Below are 24,009 nucleotides of genomic sequence, written 5' to 3'. Positions count from 1 at the left end.
ATAAGGTATGTTTATCAGAAGTTGACCTTGCCCCGGAGGCCATAGGTAGCGACCCCTTCGTTGGGAACACAATAGGTACTTCCGTTGATGACACCCAGATCAAACTTGAAGTAGCAATATTTATCTGCGGTCAGGTTTTCCCCGTAAGCCGTGATTGAATATTGCTGCTCGTCACCAAAGGTATAGCTGGCCCGGACACCCAGCTCCGACATGGAACCAAGCTCATCAATCAGGTCAGCCGTATTCAGGGTCGTTTTCGGTGAGCTGCGATAGGCCCAGGTTGCCTGCACATTCAGGATATTCTCCCCGATATAGAAATCCTTGGAGACCAGCAGGTTGAAGGACGTGCTGGCCGCAAACGGCAGCTCATGGTCTTCCTCGTCCACCGGTGTCGGGCTGGCTTCGAGGATTTTGCTGTCCTGAAAACCTGCACCGGCTGAGACATACCATGTTTCTGCCGGAACCCATTTCAGCTCTGCTTCAATACCCATGATTTCAGACTTGGGCACATTGACGAACTCCGGACCGGAAGCGGGATTCACATAGAAGGTCTGCAGGTCATGCCAGGCATAATAGAAGACTGACATGTTGAACTGCATGCTGTTTTCCATCAGGTTTGACTTGAAGCCCACCTCGAAGGCATCCAGGGTTTCCTCGCTCAGATCCTGACGCAGGAAACCGGTATGGATCCCGTGCAGGAACTCAATATCGTAGGAGCCGGAACGGAAACCGCGGGAGTAACTGGCATAAAGCAGGAAGTCCTCATTGACGTGATAATCCAGGCCGATCTTGCCGCCCCACTCTTCGGTATCAATATCGTCACCGACCGTGTCCTCGGCACAACGACGGCCATTATCCGTACAGTCACCCGGCGCCTGGGCAGCAGCTTCTGCACGGATATATTCGTTGCTCCAGAAGGTTTCAAGGGCATGACCTGTGGTATCAAGAATACCGACGTAATAGGACGGCATTTTCTTCTTGTCGCTGGTATAGCGCAGACCGACCGTCAGGGTCAGGTCATCGGTGAAGTCATACTCCGTATGCAGGTAAGGCGACCAGACCTGGTTTTCCATGGTGGCAATACTGAAAGCCAGCGAATTGTTATAACCCGCTTCCGGATAACCTGACGTCAGGCCCTGTGACAGTGCCCACAGACCAAAGGAACCACCGGCTAGGATCGGCGGACCAGCCGCCACATCCGGATCAGTAGAGGGTACCGGCGAAGAAAGCACATTAGCCTGACCAAAGCGGATGTTCTGGCTGAGTTCCGAATCTTCATTGAAATAGAACATGCCGACAATCCAGCGGAAGTCCTGGTCGGACGGTGACGCCAGCCGGATTTCCTGACTGAACTGTTCGAAATCCTGGTCCTGATCGATCACCAGGTTCGCCTGACCGTTCACATTACCCGCACCGCTGGCATCCACGGTAAATTTGGTCGTGCTTTCGTCATAGGCCGTGATGGAGGTCAGGGTCATGGAGTCGAAGTCATGGGAGATTTTGAGATAGGCTCCGGTGGTATCCACCTTGTGAATATTGGACCCCGTACGCGACGTATCATTCCAGTTGGGGAAAGATGAATCCACAGCCTGGGCGTTCACCGTATTATAAATCCCGTTCTCATAATCTATCTGGGTCCCTGCCAGCGGCGCTGGACCGACAAAGGCGCCATCCACGGCAGCACCATCAGCCACAGTGCCACGGGTGCCGACATAACGATAGCCATCAAATTCGCTGTCCTCCCTGGCCCAGTGGATGTTGGCAGTCACGCTGGTCCGGTCGGTTGGCTCCCACTGCAGGGTGCCGCGCAGGGATTTCCGGTCTTTATCCCCGAAATCCTCGTCGGCGAATACATCATGCCAGATGCCATCACGATTATAGGATTTACCGGCGACCCGTAAGGCCAGGGTATCTCCAAGCGGAATGGACACGGCGCCTTCGATCTCGATTTCATTGAAACGGCCATAACCCAGGTCAAAATAGCCTTCAACCTCGCCGCCCACTTCCGGCATTCTGGAGATATAGTTCACCGCCCCACCGGTGGTATTCCGGCCAAACAGGGAATTCTGGGGACCGCGCAGAACCTCGACCCGTTCCATGTCATAAAGACCAAGAGCGGTCATATAGGGTGAACTGATGGTCACCTCGTCCATATAGATGCCTACAGACCCTGAAGCGCTGCCGAAGAAGGAATTGGTACCGACACCGCGAATGTTTATTTGCTGGTTAGCCGGGTTCTGCCCGGAAATATTCAGGTTAGGGGCAAGCTTGACCACATCCTTGGCCTTCTTTACCCCCATCTTCTGGAGCTGGTCACCGGTAAAAGCCTGCATGGCGATTGGAACCTCCTGCAGAGATTCTTCCCTTTTCTGGGCTGTAACGACGATTTCTTCAAGAGCTGTTTCCGCCAGAACAGGCGATATTGCCACGCTGAACAGCCCTGTGCTCAGCAGCAAGAGTGATTTGCTTTTCATGAAAGCCTCCCATTTTATTTGATTGCAAGATTCTGTGCCCGGATTTATTCATCCGGATTACTTTTTTACTTTTTTGTACTAAATGCTCTTTCCCTATTAAGAACTACTATAACTTACAATCTATCCTACTGAAATACAATACTTTTTATTTCCAAAAGAATTGCCATAAGTTACATTAGAGAAAATCATGCAACCCTTTGCATTGATTGAGGAATTCAGGACGTAGATTTTAGGGACAGACAAACAAAAAGCCCGATGGCGGAACCATCGGGCTTTTTGTTATCTTGCTTTGGTGGAGCTAAGCGGGATCGAACCGCTGACCTCTACAATGCCATTGTAGCGCTCTCCCAGCTGAGCTATAGCCCCGTATCCAAAACAACTCCTGAATCACAGGCAGGCAATAAATATTCATCCTGACGCAGAGAATCAAGAACAATATCAAAAAAAGTTCACTTAGTCGTCGCCGCCCTTTTTCACAGGGGCATCCACGACATCGGTGACATTGGTATCGTCCTCATCCGACAGGATAGTGGTATTGTCGTCCTCGTCGAGATCAACATCCACATCCTCGTCATCAGTCAGCAGGTCCTCGTCATCCAGCAGCACATCTTCATCGTCGTCTTCTTTGCTGTCATCAGAAGTAGACGCACTGGGCAGAATCTCCAGGGCATGCTGTTTACTCTTCAGGATGATCTCCGGCTTGAACTTTTGATCGCAGCTGATGCACATGATAGGGTCATCATTTCCCAGATCATAAAAGCGTGTTCCGCACTTCGGGCACTGACGTTTGGTACCCCATTCAGGTTTAGCCAATCTTCTTCTCCATAACCTGTAACATTACGTTTCAGAAAAGCCTTCCTTTGCCATGATAATTTCCATGTGTCAAAGCTTAATATGAACATAAAAGAAGCCTTTTGCATTTTTCTGCAATAAATAATGATAATGTCTAGGCGATTAAGCTGAAAATATGTTATCTCAGCCGCAAAACGCCACCATAAGAGCCATTATATAAAATATTATGAATCAGTTGATTTCCTCTGTTGCCCAGAAAATGTCCGGAACCGTGACGGTGCCCGGAGACAAGTCCATTTCCCATCGCGCCCTGATCATGGGCAGCATGGCCGTTGGCGAAACAGTAATACGTGGTCTACTGGAAGGCGAGGATGTTCTGAATACCGCCGCCGCCATGCGGGCGCTTGGTGCAGATATTTACCGGGACGACGAAGGATGCTGGCATGTGCACGGCGTCGGCGTCGGCGGTCTTCATGAACCGGCCGGTGCCCTGGACATGGGCAATTCCGGAACCGGTGCCCGTCTGTTGATGGGCCTTGTTTCCACTTACCCCTTCAGCAGCACATTCATCGGCGATGCCTCCCTGTCCTCCCGCCCCATGAAACGGGTCACTGTGCCTCTGGAACAGTTCGGCGCCGAATTTCACGGATCGGAAAACGGCACCCTGCCCATGACCGTCAGGGGAACCGGAAGCCCTCTACCCATAAGTTACGATGTGCCTGTGGCCTCCGCCCAGGTGAAATCGGCTATTATGCTTGCCGCATTGAACACCCCGGGGATCACCACCATTTTGGAAAAGAAGCCGACCCGTGATCATACGGAGCGCATGTTCAGCTTTTTTGGGGTGGAAACCACTACGACACCGCAGAACGGTGGCCGGCTCATTACCGTCACCGGCCAGCCGGAACTGACCGCCAGAAACCTGGTTGTGCCGGGCGACCCCTCCTCCGCGGCCTTTCCGCTGGTGGCCGCCCTGATCACACCCGGATCCGACATCACCATCAACAATGTGGGCCTGAATCCGGACCGGACCGGTCTGTTCACCACCCTGATAGAAATGGGCGCAAGGATCGACCTCCTGAACGAACGGGAAGAGTGCGGCGAACCGGTTGCCGACCTCAGGGTTCGCCACAGCACCCTGAAAGCCATCACCGTTCCAGAGGGCCGCGCGCCTTCCATGATCGACGAATATCCGGTTCTCTGTATCGCTGCGGCCTTTGCCGAAGGCACCACAGTGATGCGCGGCGCCGAAGAACTGCGGGTCAAGGAAAGCGACCGCATTTCCATCATGGTCAAAGGACTGCGCGCCTGCGGCATTGAGGTAGAGGAATTTGACGACGGCATGGCCGTCACCGGCAACGGCGACAAGCCGAAAGGCGGCGCCCTGGTGGAAACCCACCTGGACCACCGTATTGCCATGTCTTTTCTCACATTGGGCATGCAGAGCGAGAAGCCGGTCACTGTGGACGACGGCTCGGTGATCGAAACCAGCTTTCCCATATTCAGGTCCCTGATGAACGGCCTTGGCGCCAGCATCCAAGCGGACGGAGAAGAAAAGCAATGACCATTATCGCCATCGACGGCCCCGCCGCTTCCGGCAAGGGCACCCTTGCGCGCAAACTGGCCGCTCATTTTGACTATGCCCATCTCGACACCGGTGCCCTGTATCGGGCCGTGGGTCTGATAACGCTTCGGTCCGGCGGCAATCCGGAGGATGAGGCCGACGCCGTTGCCGCCGCGCAAAAAGTCGGCGAAATGGACCTGACCGACCCGGAATTGCGTACCGAATCAACCGGGGCTGCCGCATCGAAAGTGGCCGCAATCCCGGAAGTACGGCGGATTCTGCTTGATTATCAAAGGGGTTTTGCAGCAAATCCTCCCGGCGGAAAGGCCGGCGCCGTACTTGACGGACGCGATATTGGTACGGTGATTTGCCCCGGCGCGGACCACAAGATATTCATTACCGCAAATGTGGAAACCCGTGCAAAACGTAGGTTTCTGGAGCTTTTTGGCGAGAATGGAAGCACTGCAGACTATGAAAAAATCCTCGCGGAACTCCGTGAAAGGGACGACCGGGATATGAACCGCAGCACCGCCCCTTTGAAACCTGCAGAAAACGCAGACTTGCTTGATACATCAAATTCGGATATAGAGGCCGTGTTCCAAAAGGCGCTCAAGCTTATAAACGGCTGATTTCCGCCATTTTTGAACCAGAATCGCACGCCGGTCGAAAGATGAAAGACCGGGGTGTATTTGTAATGAACGATTTCCAAGACCGTCGGAGACAACCGGCAGGCCGGAAAAGACAAAATTTGAAAGAAGGACACTTAATGACCGCTGAACAAGCAGTACCAACCACAGAGGATTTCGCCGCGCTTCTTGACGAAACTCTCGGAGAATCCCAGCGCTTTGATGGCAAAGTCGTCACCGGCACCATCATCGCACTTGATAAGGAAGCAGCAATTGTAGACATCGGCCTGAAAGCAGAAGGCCGCGTCCCCCTTAAAGAATTTGCCCTGCCCGGACAAGCCCCGGAACTTAGCGTCGGCGACACTGTTGAAGTTTTCGTTGACCGCGTCGAAAACGCTCGCGGCGAAGCTCAGCTAAGCCGTGAAAAAGCGCGCCGCGAAGAAGCCTGGGTTCAGTTGGAGAAATCCTACGAGGCAGAAGAACGCGTCAAAGGCGTTATCTTCGGTCGCGTGAAAGGCGGCTTTACTGTTGACCTGAACGGCGCCGTGGCCTTCCTGCCCGGCAGCCAGGTGGACATCCGCCCGATCCGTGACGTCACTCCGCTGATGAACATCGAACAGCCCTTCCAGATCCTGAAAATGGACCGCAAGCGTGGCAACATCGTTGTCTCCCGCAGGGCCATCCTGGAAGAAACACGCGCCGAACAGCGCGCCGAGCTGATCGAGGGCCTGAGCGAAGGCAATGTGGTCGAAGGTGTTGTCAAGAACATCACCGATTACGGTGCCTTTGTGGATCTGGGCGGTATCGATGGTCTGCTGCATGTCACCGACATCAGCTGGAAGCGTATCAACCACCCCTCCGAGGTTCTCAACATCGGCGATACCATCAAGGTACAGATCATTCGCCTGAACCCGGAAACACAGCGTATCTCCCTCGGCATGAAACAGCTGCAGGAAGATCCGTGGTCCACCATTGAGGCCAAATATCCGGTCGGTTCCAAACTGACAGGACGGATCACCAACATCACCGATTATGGTGCCTTTGTTGAGCTGGAAGACGGTATCGAGGGTCTGGTCCATGTTTCCGAAATGAGCTGGGTCAAGAAAAACGTTCACCCGGGTAAAATCGTGTCCACCAGCCAGGAAGTGGAAGTTATGGTTCTGGAAATCGAACCTGAAAAACGCCGCATCAGCCTGGGTCTGAAACAGTGCATGGACAACCCGTGGACAACCTTTGCCGCAACTCATCCGGTTGGCACCGAAATCGAAGGTGAAATCAAGAACATCACCGAATTCGGTCTGTTTGTCGGTCTGGAAGGCGATGTGGACGGCATGGTTCACATGTCCGACCTGGACTGGAGCAAATCCGGTGAAGACGCCATTGCCGAATACAAAAAAGGCGATGTGGTCAAGGCGGTTGTGCTTGACATTGATGTGGACAAGGAGCGCATCTCCCTGGGCGTCAAACAGCTTGGTGGTGACCCGATGGCCTCCAGCACCCTGAGAAAGGGCAGCACCGTAACCTGTACCGTCACCAAAGTCACCGAGAACGGCCTTGAAGTCGCCGTTGGTGAAGACGATCAGGCCATGGACGCCTTCATCCGCCGCTCAGACCTGAGCCGCGACCGTTCCGAGCAACGTCCGGAACGCTTCTCTGTCGGTGACAAAGTCGACGCGCTGGTGACCAGCATGGACAAGAAAACCCGCAAGATCGGCCTGAGCATCAAGCAGCTTGAAATTTCCGAGGAAAAAGAAGCTGTGGCCCAGTACGGTTCTTCCGACAGCGGCGCAAGCCTCGGCGACATCCTGGGCGCAGCCCTGGCCGAAGGAAAAGAAGAAGACAAATAAGTCTTTTTCCGCAAAAAACATCCGGAAAACCCGCTCCCTCTTCGGAGCGGGTTTTTCTTTGGCCGGCAAATAACCTGTGCCACACAACAAGTTCTGGACAGCGGAAGGCAAAAAAAACTAAACTCGGCCATAAGTTCCGCAGATCACCAATACAATCACCGGGGATTTTTCATGAGTGATAATTTCGAGATGGTCATTGACCGCAGCCGGCTTCGCAAGAAAGTAACCTTCTGGCGCATTGCCGCTGTCATTCTCGGTGTCCTGTTTCTTCTGACCATGATCAGTCCGGCCGGACCGGTGCCCGGCCCCTATGTGGCCCGGATCACCATTTCCGGCATCATCATGGAAAACAATGCGCGGGACGAAAATATCCGCTCCATCGCCGAAGATGATTACGCCAAGGCCCTGATCGTACATATCAACAGTCCCGGCGGCGGCAGTACGGCCAGCGAACAGCTTTATTACGCCATTCGCAAGGTGGCGGAGAAAAAACCTGTTGTCATCACCATGGGATCGCTGGCAGCCTCCGGCGGCTATATCACCGCATTGGCCGGGGATCATATTTTCGCCCGGGAGACAACCATCACCGGTTCCATTGGTGTGATCATGCAATATAGTCACTTCGGCGACCTTATGGATAAAATCGGCATCGGTACCGAACAGGTCAAAAGCGGCAAACTGAAAGGCAGCCCGGACGGCGTTCATCCCATGAAGGAAGAGGCCCGGGCGGTTTTCCAGTCAATGATTGATGACAGCTACGCCTGGTTCACCGGACTGGTGGCGGACAGACGCAAACTGGACATGGAAAAAGTGAAGAATCTGTCGGACGGGCGGGTCTATACAGGACGCCAGGCCCTTTCCAACGGACTGATCGATTCTCTCGGTGGACAGGAGGAAGCCAGGGGCTGGTTGACCGCAGAACACAGTATTTCACACGAATTGCCGGTCATTAATGTGGACAAAAGTAGAAAAGAATTGCTTTTGGAAGAGTTTTTTAACTCTATTATGGGAAAAATGCCTTTTAATGAAGCACTTAGCCTTGACGGGCTGATTTCTGTCTGGCACCCTGACAATTACTAGCGGTGGGATAATACAAACAATAGGGAAGAATCGATGATTAAGTCGGAGCTCATAAACAGACTGGTGGAAGCCAACCCACACCTTTATCAGCGTGATGTGGAGCGCATCGTCAATACAATTTTTGAGGAAATCACCAACGCTCTGGCCGAAGGCAACAGGGTTGAACTGAGAGGTTTCGGGGCTTTTTCCGTAAAGCATCGCCCGGAACGCACCGGACGTAATCCGCGCACCGGTGAAACCGTTCACGTCCCTGAAAAGCATGTGCCTTACTTCAAGACCGGCAAGGACCTCAGGGAAAAGCTGAACGACTGAGCGCGGATTAACTGTCAGGATCAGCCCGCCGGATTGTCCGGCGGCTATCATTTGTGAATATATATTCATGCGTTATTTCATTTATGCGGCTTTTGCCCTGTTCACACTCTTCTGTGTCATCATTGCCGTTTCCAACCAGGAACCGGTTGACCTGAGCCTGTACCCCCTGCCCTGGGTGCTGGAGGGTATCCCCAGATTCCTGCTTGTTTTCTTCGGCATATTTATCGGTCTCGGTGCAGGATGGATCGTCGCCATCAGCAACGCCTTTCGTCACCGCCGCACCCGGCGGCGCCTGGAGAAACAGATCCGGGAACTGGAAAATGAGCTAAAATCCTTGTCAAACCGGCCGGTTCGTGAGACAAAAAGCCCCGAAATCAAACAGTAGACCAGTAAAGTGAACAGCATCATTCGGACCTGTTCCGGCTGGCTTACATGTCGGAAAATACAGGCAAACCGGAATATCTGAATGACCATGCAAGACTGTAAACGCATTCTCTGCGCTCTCGATACCACCGAGGTCTCACAGGCGACAAGCCTGGCACGCGCCCTCGCCCCCCATGTGGGCGGGGTCAAGCTGGGCCTGGAATATTTCGGTGCGCACGGCCCTGAGGGGTTCCGTCAAGTGGCCGAAACCGGCATGCCCATCTTCCTGGACCTGAAGCTGCATGACATTCCCAATACGGTGGCCAAGGCGATCCATGCGCTGATGCCTCTCCGTCCGTCCATCATGACAATCCATACGGCAGGTGGGCCGGCCATGATGGCTGCCGCCGCCAAAGCCGCTACAGAGGCCGCCGAGACTGTCGGCTGCCCCCGGCCGATCATTGTCGGTGTCACCATCCTGACCAGCCTGGACGAAAGTGATCTGGAAGCCGTAGGTTATCAGAACAACCTCTCCGACCAGGTTGTCCGCCTCGCCCGGCTGGCAAAGGACAGTGGCCTTGACGGCGTGGTCTGTTCACCCCTGGAAATCGAGCTGATCAAGGAAGCCTGCGGCCAGGAATTCAAACTGGTCGTGCCCGGCATTCGTCCGGCCGGCAGCGCCACGGGGGACCAGAAACGCATCATGACCCCGAAACAGGCCGTCGACAAAGGGGCCGACTATATTGTTATCGGCCGCCCCATCACCCAGGCTGAAGACCCGGTCGCCGCCGCCCGCGGCATCGCCCAAGATCTTGGGGCCTGATCCATGTCCGTGGCTGTAAAGATATGCGGGCTCAGCGAGCCCGAAAGCCTGAAGGCAGCCATTGATTCCGGGGCTGACTATGTGGGCTTTGTTTTTTTCCCGCCCTCGCCCCGCAACATTACCCCTGCAAAAGCGGGGGAGCTCGCCCGGCTTGTCCCGGCCGGGGTGAAAAAGGTCGGCGTCTTCGTCAATCCGGTAGATGACCTGTTGGAAGAGGTCCTTGCCTCGGCCGATCTGGATATTTTGCAGCTTCACGGTTCGGAAAGCCCGGACAGAGTGCGGGAAATCAGGCAGGCATTCGGAAAACCGGTGATGAAAGCCATTGCGGTTGCCAGAAAAGAGGATATCGAAGCGGCAAAAGCATATGAAAGCGTCGCAGACATGTTGCTGTTTGATGCGAAAGCGCCTAAAAACCTTGAAAACGCCCTGCCGGGCGGCAACGGCCTGATCTTTGACTGGCAGTTGATCCGGAATACGGACTGGTCCGTGCCCTGGATGCTGTCCGGCGGGCTGGAAGCCAACAATGTTTCCGACGCCATCGCCACAAGCGGCGCGGAAATGGTTGATGTCTCCAGCGGGGTTGAAAACAGGCCCGGCGAGAAAGATATAAACAGGATCAGGGCCTTTATCGACGCCACCAGAACAAGGCCATAATGAATAAGGACAGTTAACATGGGCAGCGAGACCCCAAAGCCAAACACTTTCCGGGCAGGACCAGACAGCGAGGGCCATTTCGGCATCTTTGGCGGCCGTTTTGTCGCCGAAACCCTGATGCCCCTCATTCTGGAACTGGAGCAGGCCTATACTGACGCTAAGGAAGACCCTGAATTCCACCGGGAGTTCCATGAGCTTCTGACAGAATTTGTCGGCCGCCCGAGCCCGCTTTACTATGCCGAACGGCTGACCGAACATCTGGGCGGGGCGAAAGTCTATTTCAAGCGGGAAGAACTGAACCACACCGGCGCCCACAAGATCAATAACTGCATTGGTCAGATCCTGCTGGCCCGCCGCATGGGCAAGACACGGATTATCGCCGAGACCGGCGCCGGACAGCACGGTGTGGCCACCGCCACGGTCTGTGCCCGCTTCGGCATGAAATGCGTGGTTTACATGGGTGCAAAGGATATCGAGCGACAGAAACCCAATGTGTTCCGCATGAAACTTCTGGGCGCGGAAGTGGTGCCCTGCACCTCCGGATCCGCCAGCCTGAAAGACGCCATGAACGACGCCATGCGTGACTGGGTCGCCAATGTTGAGGATACTTTCTATATCATCGGCACTGCCGCGGGACCACACCCCTATCCGGAACTGGTCCGCGACTTCCAGTGTGTGATCGGCAATGAAACCCGCGAACAGATCATGGAAAAAGAAGGCCGCCTGCCGGACAGTCTGGTGGCCTGTGTCGGCGGCGGTTCCAACGCCATCGGCCTGTTTCACCCTTTTCTGGACGACAAATGCGAAATGTTCGGTGTGGAAGCGGCCGGCCTCGGGGTCGATACGGACAAGCATGCCGCCTCTCTCACCGGCGGCAGGCCGGGTGTTCTGCATGGTAACCGCACCTATCTGCTGATGGATGACGACGGCCAGATCACCGAAGCCCACTCCATTTCCGCCGGACTGGATTATCCCGGAATCGGGCCGGAACACAGCTATCTTCATGAGACAGGACGGGTCACCTATGTCCCGGTCACCGACAAGGAGGCGCTGGAAGCCTTCCAGGTCTGCACCGAATATGAAGGCATCATTCCGGCGCTGGAAAGCGCCCATGCCATCGCTTTCGTGCTGAAAAAGGCGCCGGAGCTGCCGAAAGACCATATCATGGTCATGAACCTGTCCGGCCGGGGTGACAAGGACATCTTTACGGTGGCCGAGGCCCTGGGAGCGGAGATCTGACATGGGTGTAGAACGTATTGAACAGAAATTCGCACAGCTCAAGACGGAAGGACGGGCCGCACTGGTCACTTTCATCACTGGCGGTGATCCGGACTATGCAACCTCTCTCGACATCCTGAAGGGCCTCCCGGCCGCTGGCGCCGATATTATCGAGCTGGGCATGCCCTTTTCCGATCCCATGGCCGATGGTCCCGCTATCCAGGCGGCAAGCCTGCGGGCGCTGAACGGCGGTATGACCCTGAAAAAGTGCCTGGAAATGGTCCGGGAATTCCGCAAGGACAACAAGGAGACCCCGCTGATCCTGATGGGCTATTACAATCCCGTCTATATCTACGGCGTCGACCGCTTCCTGAAAGACGCCCTGGAAGCCGGTGTGGACGGCCTGATCATTGTTGATCTGCCGCCCGAGGAAGACCGCGAGCTTGCCATTCCCGCCATTGAGGCCGGTATGGGCATGATCCACCTGGCCACACCGACAACGGATGATGCGCGACTGGCCAAAATCGTCGCCCATGGATCAGGCTTCCTTTATTATGTGTCCATTGCCGGCATTACCGGCACCCGCGAGCCGGATCTGGTGCCGGTACGGGCCGCAATCGAGAATTTCCGCACACAAACCGACCTGCCTCTGGCGGTTGGTTTCGGCATCAAAACCCCTGAAAATGTGGCGGATTTCGCCGAGTTTGCCGATGCCGTAGTGGTAGGATCTGCCATTGTATCGATCATTGAAAATGACGAAAATGTTGCAAATTCTGACACAAAAGCTAAAGTCCTGACTTTCGTCCAGGAACTGGCGACCGGCATCGAGAAAGCCCGCCGCTAGGGCACAACAGTTGGAATAGGTGGAAAATGAACTGGCTGACCAATTATGTACGTCCCAAAATCCGGGCTGTCCTGCAACAGAAGAAGGACACGCCGGATAACCTGTGGCATAAATGTAAAAACTGCGGACAGCTCCTTTACAAGAAGGATTTCGAGGCAAACCTGAGTGTTTGCCCCCATTGCGATCACCATGACCGGATCGGCCCCACCGAACGTTTTAAAAGCCTGTTCAACGACGGCGACTATGCCCTTGTCAGCCTGCCTTCCCCCAAGGATGATCCGCTCAAGTTCAGGGATCAGAAAAAATATACCGACCGCATGAAGGCGGCCCGGGCCGAATCCGAATTCAAGGACGCCATTGCCGTGGCTTACGGCAAATTGGGCAATGTAAATACCGTCGTGGCGGTTCAGAACTTCCTGTTCATGGGCGGTTCCATGGGCATGGCCGTGGGTGAAGGCATTATCACCGCCGCAAAGCATGCCGTGGACAAGAAAGCGCCGCTGGTGCTGTTTTCGGCCGCAGGCGGCGCCCGTATGCAGGAAGGCATTCTGTCCCTGATGCAGATGCCCCGGACCACGGTGGCCGTGGAAATGGTCAGGGATGCAGGTCTGCCCTATATCGTGGTGCTGACCGACCCGACCACCGGCGGTGTGACCGCTTCTTACGCCATGCTGGGCGACGTGCATATTGCCGAACCCAATGCACTGATCTGTTTTGCCGGGCCCCGGGTCATCAAGGACACCATCCGCGAGGAACTGCCGGAAGGTTTCCAGCGCTCGGAATATCTGATTGAGCACGGCATGCTGGACATGATCGTGCATCGCAAGGAAATGCGGACGAAACTGGTTCAGCTTCTGAGCCTGCTGATGAAACAGCCGGGCACTCTGGCTCTGACCCATGAATCCGCCTGACAATAGCCGTTTCAGCGACCAGATTCTGGACCGCATATACCGGCTTCATCCGAAGAAAATCGACCTGTCCCTGGACCGGATGGAACGAATTCTGGCCGCGCTCGATCATCCGGAGAAAAAACTGCCGCCGGTGATCCATGTGGCCGGTACCAACGGCAAGGGGTCAACCACCGCCTTTCTCCGCGCTATTCTGGAAGCCGCGGGACTTCGTGTCCATGTCTATACCTCGCCGCATCTGGTAAAGTTCGCCGAACGCATCCGGCTGGCCGGAAAACTGATTTCCGAAGATTACCTTCTGGAGCTTCTGGACCATTGCGAAAAGGTCAATGGCGACCGGCCCATCACCTATTTCGAAATGACCACGGCGCTGGCCTTCAAGGCCTTTGCCGATGTGCCAGCGGATGTGCTGTTGCTGGAGGTGGGGCTCGGCGGGCGATTTGATGCCACAAATGTGATCGACCAGCCGCTCAGCACCGTGATTACCCCTGTCTCACTGGATCACGAGCAGTTTCTGGGCTCTGACCTGGCCGGAATAGCCCGGGAAAAAGCGGGTATTGCCAAAAAAGACACCCCCCTTGTTGTCGCTCCCCAGCCGACGGAGGTACTTGAGGCCATCCTCGAGGTCGCGGAAAAAGTCGATGCCAATCCGGTGGTTTCTTCCGGCCGGGCCTGGAAATATCATGCCACGGATAGTGGTTTCCATTACGAAGACCTGCAGGGTGTTCTGGACTTGCCGCAACCGGCTCTGCCTGGCCTGCACCAGCAGGAGAATGCCGCCCTCGCCATTGCCTGCCTGCGTCACCAGAAACGCTTCGAGATCACTGAAGAGCATATCCGCACAGGGCTTGCCACCGCAGAATGGGCGGCCCGGATGCAAAATCTTTCCAAAACATCCCTTGCGGGCACATTACCCGCAGGCAGCGAACTGTGGCTTGACGGTGGACATAATCCCGCCGCCGGAGAAATTATCGCCAATCTTCTGAGAGAACGTAAAGACCTGCCGCTTTATCTGATCTGCGGCATGATGGCCAACAAGGATACGCGCGGGTTTCTGGCCCCGCTTGCGCCACTGACAAGCAAGCTTTATGGCGTTCACGTGCCGGGCGAAGACAGCCACAGCGCCGAAGACATTGCGGATATGGCCCGGGAGACAGGCGTAAATGCCGTCGCCATGCCGGGTTTTGAGGAAAGTCTCGATCTGATCGGGCGGGAACAGGAAGGCCCGGTACGGGTCCTGATCTGCGGGTCGCTTTATCTGGCCGGCAAGGTCCTGGCCCTCACCCAGGAATAACTTCCCGAAGAATAGCCCCCAAATTGGAAGAGCGCCGACCAGGTGGTCGGCGCCCCTCCGTCTTCAAGCACCTTGGGGGAAAATGCTCAAAGATTCTCGTTCAGCCATGCAGTCAGGTCGGTTTTGGATGTGGCGCCGATTTTCATGGCTGCCACTTCACCGCCCTTGAACAGGAGCATGGTAGGAATGCTGCGTACACCGTAGCGGGTCGGTGCTTCGGGGTTTTCGTCAATATTGACTTTTGCAATGGTGACCTTGTCGGCCATCTCGGTGGAAACATCTTCCAGAACCGGGCCGATCTGTTTACAGGGGCCGCACCATTCTGCCCAGAAATCAACCAAAATAGGCTTTTCCGCGTTCAGAACTTCGCTTTCAAAACCTGCGTCGGTCACAGCAATTGTACTCATCAGTCATTCCTTGGTTTATGAAACAGTAATATTTACAGTGCAAATGTAGGAACAGGACGGGGCAACGTCAAGACAATCAAGAAAACGTGATCAAAAAACCACCTGATTCAGCATTTCGTCCGGTATTTCCATAAGTTTTGCCACGTCAGTCCACAAAAGTGCCGTGCGGATCACATGATCCGGATAGATAGCCGCAAGAATATGGCGATAGGCCGCCATCTGTCTGAGATATAGGGCGGGCACACCGTCCACTGCGGCAGGAGGGGGCCGGTTGGTCTTGTAATCCACCACCAGGATTTCCCCGTCGGTCATCACCAGGCGGTCAACCTGGCCGGAAACGGGCATTGTCCCTGCCAGACCGACAATGGGGACCTCGGCCCGGCTCAGGGGGCCGAAAATGGCGCTGAAACGATCATCCTCCAGAATAGACAGGACTTCACCGGCAATCTGCATCTGATCTGTTTCCGAAAGCCCGTGGGCGGGCTGGGACAGGAATTTCCCTGCCGCCGCCGAACGGACGCCGGACGAGAGTCCCGGCAGGATTTCCAGAAGCCGGTGGATGAGCCTGCCCCGGTGAAAACGCTGCTGTTCTCTTCCCTGCCGTTCCCGCATGGTGAGCGGGCTCAGGACCGCAGGCTCCTCCTCGGCCGGGCGGGAGGGGGTGAGCGGGCGCGGCGGTACCGGTTCATCCCCGGGCAGAGCCCGCGCCCAGGCGGGAAGCGGCGGGGTTCCTGCTGACGTGGCGAGGTCAACCATCTCGTGTTTGATATCTTTTTCCTGTGGATTGGAAAACCGCAAAAGCGGCTGGTCGTTCCAGCCCTCCTGTTCTTCAACCCCGTCCATACCCTTGAGGGCCTGTTCGATCAAATTGTACCAGCAGCCGTCCCGGCGCTTCTGCTTACCCTCCCAACCGGAAATATAGAGCCGGTCCTCGGCCCGGGTCAGGGCCACATAGAGCAAACGAAGATATTCCTCGTCACGGATTTCCCGGTTTTTCTCCCTTGCCTCTGCGGCAGGCCCGACGGCATTTGCAGCACCACCCGGCCAGAGCATCAGGGGAACGCCATCATGCTCCGCCCAGAGAATTTTATTCTCCTTCACCGGTGTCTGGCAGGTGTCCGGCAGGAACACGATCGGCGCCTGCAGGCCCTTGGAGCCATGCACGGTCATGATACGCACCTGATCCTGCCCCTGCTCCATGTCGCGCTTGATTTCCATTTTGCTGCGCCCGACCCAGCTTAAAAATCCCTGCAGGGAAGAGACATTGTTCTGTTCGTAGGCCATGGCCAGCGAAAGAAATTCATCCATGGGATCACTGGCTTCCTCCCCCAGGCGGGCGAGGATTTTCTCCCGCCCCCGAAGCGGACCCAGAAGATAGCTGTAGAATTCAAAGGGTGGCGCGAAATCAGCATAGCCGGTCAGTTTGGTGAGATAATCCACCGCACCGGAAAATCTTTCATTCTCATTCCGCCGCCTGAGCAGCCTACCCCAAAGGCTGTCCCCTTTTTTCCGGCCGTGGGCCAGTTCGAAAAGTTCCTCCTCATCAAATCCCACCAGCGGACTTTTCAGGACCACGGCAAGGGTCAGGTCGTCATCCGGCAGAAGCACGAAATTGCCCGCCGCGACCAGGTCTTCGACGGCAAGCTGTTCGGTCAGCACCATTTTGTCCTGCCCCGCCACGGGAATACCGCGGGACTTGAGCGCCCGGATCAGATAGTCATCAAACTTTCCACGTTTGCGGACAAGGATCAGGATATCCCCCGGCGTAATTGGCCTGTCAGAGGAATGCAGTTTCTCTCCTGACTTCAGCCAGCCGTGGATGGTATCGGCAATACGCCGGGCCAGCCGCATTTCCGGACTGCGGGAGGGTTTCTGGATTTTCGGTGGTGACCAGTCTTCCTCTTCAGCCTCCTCCGGCATGATCTCTACCGGCCACAGCTCCACCAGCCCCGCCTCACCCGTGCGGTGCGGTTTGTGGATGATTTCCTCGTGACTGAAGGACAGGGCCTTGCGGTGCTCCGTGGCCTCGAATACCCGGTCCACCACATTCAGCACCGCCGCCGTGGAGCGGAAGGACAGATCCAGCGACACGTCATGGAAATCACGGCTGATCTCCCCGGCGCGGCATTCGAAATGAGCGCGACTTTCCACAAACTGGCGCGGATCGGCCCGCTGGAAACTATAGATGGACTGCTTCACATCGCCCACGGCAAAGATCGTCCGGGTTATCTCCCGCGCCCCTTCACCGGCAAAGAACTCCCCCGCCAGGGTGCGGATCACCTGCCATTGTTCCGGGTTGGTATCCTGGGCCTCGTCAATCAGGATATGGTCGATACCGCCGTCCAGTTTGAACAGAACCCAGTCGGCGACATCCGGTTTGCCCAGAAGGCCCGTAACCGTCAGAATCAGGTCGTCATAATCAAGAACGGCGTGACGACGCTTGCTTTCCCGGTAGGCACTGCCAAAGGCCTCCCCGATCGCCAGCAGCGCCTTGGTATTGTCCAGCATGGCCAGCAGGCGGCAGCGTTCATTCACCCGGAGCAGACGCTCCGCTTCTTCCTGCATGATCTGGAGCGCCTGCGGACAGGCTTCCTGTACTTTCTTGGTCACCAGGCTAGCCCGGACATCACCGTCTTTTTTCAGGAACACAAGCTGATAGTCGCTTAACCCCGCCAAGCGCTCTTCGGGCGTGGACAGCCAGTGCGCCATGATTTCACTGTTTTTCTTGTCCGTCTTGCCGCCTGCCAACATATGCGGCAGGACAAGGCGAAGACCCGCGCCATCGAAATTTGCCTCGTTGCAGGCTGCTTCCAGAACATCTTCCTTCGTTTCTGTCGGCCCGAGCCCGAGGAAATTACGCAGCTTAAACATCACTTTGGCCACAGTCTGAAACCGGTCCATCAGTCGGTCCAGTTGCCCACGTTCACCGATCAGTTCCTGGATCAGTTCAGCAAAGGTCTGTTCAGCGACCCGGGCGGAGATATGGGCCAGGGCTTCGGAAAGCACCCGGTTGCCTTCGCCCCGGGCTTCGCTGAAAATGATATCCCGGGCCCGCTGCAGATATTCGCCCGATGTCAGATCGTCCATGACCTTGAAATGGGGGGCGAGGCTCGCCTCGATAGGAAAACGGCCTAGCAGGGACTGGCAAAAACTGTGGATGGTCTGGATCTTGAGCCCGCCCGGCACTTCCAGCACCTCGGCAAAGAGCTTGCGGGCCCGCTGTCGGATTTCCTCTGACGGCCTGTGATCAAGAAGGCCTGTCAGTTCTTCGGTCAGCTTTTCCTCGCTGCACACGGCCCAGACCGCAAGCCTGTCATTGATGCGATTGGCCATTTCGGCTGCCGCCGCTTTGGTGAACGTCAGACACAACAGGCGCTCAGGTGAGGCCCGCTCCCCGTCCAGCAGCAACCTCAGTACCCGGTTGGTCAGAACGAAAGTCTTGCCGGTACCGGCGGAGGCCCCCACCCAGACCGAAGCGGCGGGATCGGACGCGCGTCTTTGTTCGGGGGTCTGGCTCATGCGTCCCCTCCATCATCGTCCTTGACCCGGCCCTGCCATTCCTTGGTGCGAGCCAGATGATCATATTCACCATAGCCGAGCTGGGCCGGGTTGGGGTTGCTAAGGTAGGCGCTGTCCTCAAGATCAAAATAGCTGACCAGCTTCATCAGCCCTTCGCGGGATTTTTCGATAAGTTCGCCCACATCCTGCTTGTTCTGGCGGCTGGCCTCCCCGTTGAAGGAGGTAATCTTCGCCGGTTCCTCCTCCCCGCCTTTGAGCTGCCAGTAGCTAAGATCGCCAACCTTGCCGGAAAGCCCTTCGAAAGCGCCGGACTGCACCATCAGCCCCTCCAGCGGCAGCTGGGGCGCATAACCGGCATGGAGCTGACGCGCCGTGGCCGCCATGCCGGTCTTGTAGTCGATGATGCTGAGCATGCCGTCCGGACAGGCATCAATCCTGTCCGCCTTTGCCCGGAGAGTAAAGTCCCCACCCGGCAGGCTGAAAGTCATCTCGCCTTTGTGCTCTGTGGCCAGGGTTTTGAAGCCCTCGCCCCGGCGTTTTCGTTCCTCTTCCACAAACCATTTCGCCACCTGCAGGAACCTGGGCCACCAGAAGGCATAAACCATGGGCCGGTCAAGAATGGGACCAAAGGCCTTTCGCCCCAGTTCCTCCAGTTCGGCCAGCGGATCGGCAGGCAGCTTTTCCGGATAACGGGTCATGAAATCTTCCAGCGCCTGGTGGATCACCACCCCCTTGTCGATAGCGTTAGGGTCCGCATCCAGGTCGTCCAGCTTCTCCAGTCCCAAAATGCGCTGTGCATAAAGGCTGTAAGGGTCTTTCATCCAGGTCTGGATCGCCGTCACTGACAGGGTGCGGGGACGTACCTTGACCGGCGGCGAGGGCCTTGGCGGATCTATGGTGATGCTCTCAGCCGGACGATCCAGTTCATCATACCAGCGGAGCCATTTCCGCGCTTCGGCATGATCGAAAACCTCTGCCGGCACAATGGCGTCAAGACGGGCGAGCCAGCGGGATTTCACGGTCGGGGTGCCGTCCACCTTTTCCGCCCGTGTCAGGATCACCCGGGGCGCGGCACAGGCCTGGACGAAGTCATGGGCGCTGAGGCCGATTTTCTGTTCCAGGGACGGCAGGCCAAAATCCCGGCGCATGGGGCGGCTCATCCAGGGATCGACGGCAGCTTCCGGCGGCCAGCTTCCTTCATTGAGGCCGGCCAGGATCATCACATCCGCATGCTGCAACCGGGCTTCCAGCGGCCCCCAGATATTCAGCCGCGGATGCTGGCCGTACCGGGGACGCACGGTAACATCGCCAAGAAACACTTCGAACAGGGCGGGATAATGCTCCGGCGACATATCCTCCATATTTTCGGCCGCAAGCTGCAGGTCTTCCATCAGTCCGGCAGCGGCCTCCCCCGCCTCCCCCTTCCAGAGGTTTTCCGCGCCGCTGCGGTTTTCATCCGCCGCAAGGGCCTCCGCCAGGCCAATATGGGCCAGCAGGATATCATCAAAGGAAACCTTTTCTCTATCGAACAGGGCGGCAAAGGGCTGCATCAGGGCCATCACCCCGCGCCACCAGTCGCGTAGCTCTTTCAGCTTTTTACTGTCGCCCTCCGCCATCTTCACCCCAATGGCCCGGTCAATGCCGTCGAGACCCCCAACAGGACGGGGACCGCGGAAAATTTCCTTTTCCAGCCTGCGCACCATGACCCGGAAGCGGCCGGTGTCCATACCCGCAGACATGAGGGGATGTTTCAGCGCCGCCAGCAGGGGGACCGGCGCAAAATCCTCCGCCACCATCCAGGCCACAAGCCTGAGATACAGCGCAGGCGCCGTATTGAACAGCGGTGTGCCGGCAGAATCATCAATCAGGATGCCCCAGCGCTGCATTTCATTGGTGACCCGACGGGCCAGTTGCCGGTCCGGCGTCACCAGCGCAGCAGTACGTTCAGGGGTTTCCAGGACCTCGCGCAGAATCAGGGCAATCACCCCCGCTTCCTCACGTGCGCCGGGCAGGTCAAGACGGGTCAACCCCGCCAGGGCCTGTTTCACATCAAAATCAAGATCACGCCATTTGTCGGTGGTTTCCGCCGGGCGCATCACCTCGCCAAGCAGGCGTTCCCGGGCCAGACCGGAACCGTCTCCCCCCTCGCGCCAGAGGTCGATTTCCGCACGGTCGACACCGATCTTGTTCAGCAGCATTTTCATGCTGTACTGGCTGTGGGTCGGTCCCAGCACCTCCCAGCTTTCGGAGTCCATGTCCAGATCCACCCCCGGCAATACTACACATCCGGCGGGCAGGCGGGCAATGACCTCCAGAAGATCCGCCGTCGCCGGAATGGAGCCGGTGGAGCCTGCCGCAATTACCGGGTGGGTCGGCTGATTTTCCAGCCACTGTTTCTTAAGCCCTTCCAGCAGCACGTTGCGCCGCTCGGCCGCATCCATATAGCCGGTGGCTTCCAGCACTGTGGGCCATCCTGGTGTCAGAATCTGCAGGAAATCAAGGGTATCCTGCCAATGCACGGCATAATCTTCCGGGACAAGCTCTTTCAGGTCACCAAAGGACAGGCGCTCTGTCTGCACCTGGTCAAGAAACCGGCCGAGCGCGCCGGCCAGAATCGCACATTGCGCCACTTCCGGCGCCTCCTTACCCCGTTTGCTGTACCAGCTCCGGATAATTTTCATCAACAGAAGCTGCCGCTGGTATGTGGAGATGGCCGGCGGCAGGTCGACATCGTCAAGCCCCGTCGGCAGCGCGCCGGATGTGAGCAACAGCTCGTCCTCATCCACATCGCCGACAGGCTGCATCCGGGGCAGAAGCAGGGCTTTCTCGCCAGACAGACGCAGAAAAGCCTCCCTCAGAGAGCGCACCGCCCGCCGATTGGGCAGAAGCACCAGCACATCGCTCAATATCAGGGGGTCGCTGCCATAACGGTCAAGGAGCCCCAGGGCCAGGCATTCCACAAAGGAGGTGCGCGCGGGGATGGTATATAGTTCCGGATTTTTCCCCAGACGTCGCGGCATCAGCTTTTCCCCGGTTCGGCCAGCGCCCTGTTACAGTCTTCCAGGGCCTCCGGCGTGCCCACATGATACCATTCGCCCTCATGAACCAGACCGAACAGCCTGCTGCTCTCAAAGGCCTTGTCGAACACTTCACGCAGGGAGAAAGGCCTGTTGGGGAATCCTTCCAGCAGGATCGGTTTCATGATCAATACCCCGGCATACATGTGGTCTGCAGGCGCCTCCGGATCGGCGGACAGCCTGCGCGGTGTGAGCCGCCCGTCTTCCTCTACATGAAAATCACCTGCACCGTCGTAGCCCCGGGCCTTGTCCGTCGGCATCAGCAGCATCAGGATATCCATTTCCTCCGGCTTCCAGGCTGCCGCAAGCCTGTGCAGCATGGCCTGCCTGCCCGGCGCATCACTTTCCTGCCAGACAAGGTCGCTGTTCAGAACAAAAAAACTGCGATTGCCGAAATAAGGTATGGCTTTGAGAACTCCGCCGCCGCTGTCCATCAACTGATCCCGCTCATCGGACAAGATGACTTTTGGCCGGTGATCGGGACGATCCTTGATGGCTTTTTCTACCTGATCGGCCAGATAATGCATATTGACCACTGTTGTTTTCACTCCAGACGCGGCAAGGCCGTCCAGCAGCCGGTCCAGCATGCTCTTGCCCGCCACTTTCAGGAGCGGTTTGGGCGTATCGTCCGTCAACGGCCGCATGCGGGTGCCGAGCCCGGCGGCAAGGATCATGGCCCTTTCCGGCATCAATGCCCGGATGCCGGGCGCAGTCTGCCTTTGATTTTCCGGCACCATCCTGTCGAACCAGGCCTTCAGTTCGCCAAGCGCCGGATGCTCAAGATCCCGCTGCAGAAGCCCCCAGACCCGCGGGATCAGGGAAAAATACTTTTCCTTGCCGTCCCGCAAAAACAACCGGGCAAATATACCGATGATCTTGGCATTGCGCTGGGCGCCAAGAACCGCATAGTCCTGCAGGAAGTTTTCAGTCTCAAGTCCGGTCAGCTCAAGATAATTGTTCAGCATGGCCCGTTCCAGCTCCGGCGACACATCCCGTCGGGCATCCTGAAGCAGGGAGACCAGGTCATAGGCCCGGTGCCCGTTCAGGGCATCCTGAAAATCCAGAAGCCCCACCTGGCGATGATCGAACCTGTCGGGCAGGTAAAGCAGATTTTCCGCATGATAGTCCCTGAGCACAACACAGTCCCGGGCCCGGGAAACATCTTCCAGAACAAGCCCCCAGAGGTTGATAAATTCCTGACGTTCGCGCTCATCAAGGCGGTTGCCAGTGAGCAATGGCAGATACCAGTCGACAAACAGGACCACCTCGTCCAGCAGGACCTTCATGTCATAGGCGGGAACTCGGAAGATATCGTCCCGGGTCACCATCAAATGTTCCGGGACAGGCCGCCCCTGCAGGAAAGCCAGCAGGGAGACGGCCTTTTCATAAAGCCCCTGTTCCAGAGACGGATCCTTTTCGATCAGGCGGGCATAGAGATCGTCACCCAGGTCCTCCAGCAGCAGAAAACCATGTTCCATATCCGCCGCCAGGATCTGCGGCGCCGACAGACCCACATCACAGAGGAAGCGATCAATGGCGACAAAGGGCTTGATATCCTCGAAAACCGGCGGCGCATCCATCAGAATGGCCGAGGCCTCCCCTTTCTCCAGCCGGTCATAGCGACGAAAGGAGGCATCCCCGGCCACTGGCCGGATATGGCTCCCGCCCCAGCCCTGCTGGCGGATAAAGGCCTCTTTCATCGACTTGCGGTCAGTCATCGCCAAATACTCCTGCAAGACGCTTCTGCCAGTTTTGATCCCCTTCGATAGACACCAGCCTCTCCTCACTCTCCCCGTCGATTTCAAGCCGGACCAGTAAATGATCCTGCGGCAGATAGCTCCCGATCCTGGACGGCCATTCGATAAGGCTGACAGCCTGGTCAAAGGCATCATCAATGCCAAGCTCGATGGCATCCTCCGGCTCTTCCAGACGATAAAAATCAAAATGCCAGACGGCGGGCGTTTCCCGGTCATCCACCGCCGGCTCGTAAATCTGGACCAGATTGAACGTGGGACTGGGTACATCCTCGGCATATCCCAGCGCATGGATGAGGGAACGGCAGAATTCGGTCTTGCCGGCGCCCAGGTCCCCGTCAAAAGCAACGATATCCCCGGCACGCAAGCATGAAGAAAGACTCTGCGCCAGTTTCCTGGTGGCGTTCAGATCCTTGAGCCGGGTTTGATAAATTACAGTTTTTGTCATGAAAG

Annotated in this window: 19 protein-coding genes and 1 tRNA gene; 12 read left to right on the top strand and 8 right to left on the bottom strand. The window is 56.7% G+C overall.

Annotated elements, in window-relative coordinates; genetic code table 11:
* Positions 1-14: 14 nt before the first annotated feature.
* From ACN0YD_RS02075 to ACN0YD_RS02065, 3 genes are all read right to left on the bottom strand, one after another.
* Entirely contained in the window at positions 15-2,474 is a 2,460-nt protein-coding gene (locus tag ACN0YD_RS02075) for a TonB-dependent receptor (protein WP_417316981.1), read from the bottom strand.
* A gap of 290 nt (positions 2,475-2,764) precedes the next feature.
* A tRNA-Ala gene (locus tag ACN0YD_RS02070) sits at positions 2,765-2,840 on the bottom strand.
* An 87-nt stretch (positions 2,841-2,927) separates the two neighbouring features.
* Positions 2,928-3,287 (bottom strand): FYDLN acid domain-containing protein, encoded by a 360-nt coding sequence (locus ACN0YD_RS02065; protein WP_417316980.1) that lies wholly within the window; start codon positions 3,285-3,287, stop codon positions 2,928-2,930.
* Positions 3,288-3,492: 205 nt separating this feature from the next.
* Here ACN0YD_RS02065 and aroA point away from each other — a divergent pair, with 205 nt between their 5' ends.
* The 12 genes from aroA to ACN0YD_RS02005 all read left to right on the top strand — a co-directional run bounded on the left by aroA (position 3,493) and on the right by ACN0YD_RS02005 (position 14,799).
* Positions 3,493-4,830 carry a 3-phosphoshikimate 1-carboxyvinyltransferase gene (gene aroA, locus ACN0YD_RS02060; RefSeq protein ID WP_417316979.1) on the top strand — a complete coding sequence of 446 codons (1,338 nt, stop codon included), beginning with the start codon at positions 3,493-3,495 and terminating at the stop codon, positions 4,828-4,830.
* Positions 4,827-5,459, top strand: a complete 633-nt coding sequence (gene cmk / locus ACN0YD_RS02055) for a (d)CMP kinase (RefSeq protein WP_417316978.1) — start codon at positions 4,827-4,829, stop codon at positions 5,457-5,459. Before aroA ends, cmk begins: the two co-directional genes overlap by 4 nt.
* 137 nt (positions 5,460-5,596) lie before the next feature.
* Positions 5,597-7,303, top strand: coding sequence for a 30S ribosomal protein S1 (gene rpsA / locus ACN0YD_RS02050; RefSeq protein WP_417316977.1), 1,707 nt, complete (start codon positions 5,597-5,599; stop codon positions 7,301-7,303).
* 171 nt (positions 7,304-7,474) lie between these two features.
* The gene (gene sppA / locus ACN0YD_RS02045; RefSeq protein WP_417316976.1) at positions 7,475-8,383 is read left to right on the top strand and encodes a signal peptide peptidase SppA; all 909 of its coding nucleotides are present in this window, start codon (positions 7,475-7,477) and stop codon (positions 8,381-8,383) included.
* A 33-nt stretch (positions 8,384-8,416) separates the two neighbouring features.
* Positions 8,417-8,695, top strand: coding sequence for an integration host factor subunit beta (ihfB, locus tag ACN0YD_RS02040; protein ID WP_417316975.1), 279 nt, complete (start codon positions 8,417-8,419; stop codon positions 8,693-8,695).
* A 67-nt stretch (positions 8,696-8,762) separates the two neighbouring features.
* Positions 8,763-9,080 carry a lipopolysaccharide assembly protein LapA domain-containing protein gene (locus tag ACN0YD_RS02035; RefSeq protein ID WP_417316974.1) on the top strand — a complete coding sequence of 106 codons (318 nt, stop codon included), beginning with the start codon at positions 8,763-8,765 and terminating at the stop codon, positions 9,078-9,080.
* A gap of 81 nt (positions 9,081-9,161) precedes the next feature.
* A complete protein-coding gene (gene pyrF, locus ACN0YD_RS02030) occupies positions 9,162-9,881 on the top strand; it encodes an orotidine-5'-phosphate decarboxylase (RefSeq protein WP_417316973.1) in 720 nt (239 codons plus the stop codon).
* Positions 9,882-9,884: 3 nt separating this feature from the next.
* Complete coding sequence (locus ACN0YD_RS02025; protein ID WP_417316972.1) at positions 9,885-10,535, top strand: phosphoribosylanthranilate isomerase; 651 nt, start codon at positions 9,885-9,887, stop codon at positions 10,533-10,535.
* Between the two features lie 18 nt (positions 10,536-10,553).
* Positions 10,554-11,774 (top strand): tryptophan synthase subunit beta, encoded by a 1,221-nt coding sequence (gene trpB, locus ACN0YD_RS02020; RefSeq protein WP_417316971.1) that lies wholly within the window; start codon positions 10,554-10,556, stop codon positions 11,772-11,774.
* Position 11,775: 1 nt separating this feature from the next.
* Positions 11,776-12,597, top strand: coding sequence for a tryptophan synthase subunit alpha (gene trpA / locus ACN0YD_RS02015; RefSeq protein ID WP_417316970.1), 822 nt, complete (start codon positions 11,776-11,778; stop codon positions 12,595-12,597).
* 26 nt (positions 12,598-12,623) lie between these two features.
* The gene (gene accD / locus ACN0YD_RS02010) at positions 12,624-13,508 is read left to right on the top strand and encodes an acetyl-CoA carboxylase, carboxyltransferase subunit beta (protein WP_417316969.1); all 885 of its coding nucleotides are present in this window, start codon (positions 12,624-12,626) and stop codon (positions 13,506-13,508) included.
* Complete coding sequence (locus ACN0YD_RS02005) at positions 13,495-14,799, top strand: bifunctional folylpolyglutamate synthase/dihydrofolate synthase (protein WP_417316968.1); 1,305 nt, start codon at positions 13,495-13,497, stop codon at positions 14,797-14,799. The genes accD and ACN0YD_RS02005 overlap by 14 nt, the downstream gene beginning before the upstream one ends.
* Before the next feature lie 86 nt (positions 14,800-14,885).
* Here the strand turns inward: ACN0YD_RS02005 and trxA are convergent, their stop codons facing one another.
* The 5 genes from trxA to tsaE form a co-directional block, all read right to left on the bottom strand.
* The gene (gene trxA / locus ACN0YD_RS02000; RefSeq protein WP_417316967.1) at positions 14,886-15,206 is read right to left on the bottom strand and encodes a thioredoxin; all 321 of its coding nucleotides are present in this window, start codon (positions 15,204-15,206) and stop codon (positions 14,886-14,888) included.
* Positions 15,207-15,296: 90 nt separating this feature from the next.
* Entirely contained in the window at positions 15,297-18,725 is a 3,429-nt protein-coding gene (gene addA, locus ACN0YD_RS01995; RefSeq protein ID WP_417316966.1) for a double-strand break repair helicase AddA, read from the bottom strand.
* Positions 18,722-21,745, bottom strand: a complete 3,024-nt coding sequence (gene addB / locus ACN0YD_RS01990) for a double-strand break repair protein AddB (protein WP_417316965.1) — start codon at positions 21,743-21,745, stop codon at positions 18,722-18,724. The genes addA and addB overlap by 4 nt, the downstream gene beginning before the upstream one ends.
* Positions 21,745-23,520 (bottom strand): phosphotransferase, encoded by a 1,776-nt coding sequence (locus ACN0YD_RS01985; protein ID WP_417316964.1) that lies wholly within the window; start codon positions 23,518-23,520, stop codon positions 21,745-21,747. The genes addB and ACN0YD_RS01985 overlap by 1 nt, the downstream gene beginning before the upstream one ends.
* Positions 23,513-24,004 carry a tRNA (adenosine(37)-N6)-threonylcarbamoyltransferase complex ATPase subunit type 1 TsaE gene (gene tsaE, locus ACN0YD_RS01980; RefSeq protein ID WP_417316963.1) on the bottom strand — a complete coding sequence of 164 codons (492 nt, stop codon included), beginning with the start codon at positions 24,002-24,004 and terminating at the stop codon, positions 23,513-23,515. Before tsaE ends, ACN0YD_RS01985 begins: the two co-directional genes overlap by 8 nt.
* Positions 24,005-24,009: the final 5 nt, after the last annotated feature.

Origin of the sequence: Emcibacter sp., assembly GCF_048269205.1 — a bacterium.
Taxonomy (GTDB): domain Bacteria; phylum Pseudomonadota; class Alphaproteobacteria; order Sphingomonadales; family Emcibacteraceae; genus Emcibacter.
The sequence above is the reverse complement of the archived record's forward strand: the minus strand, read 5'-3'. Positions and strand labels throughout refer to the sequence as shown.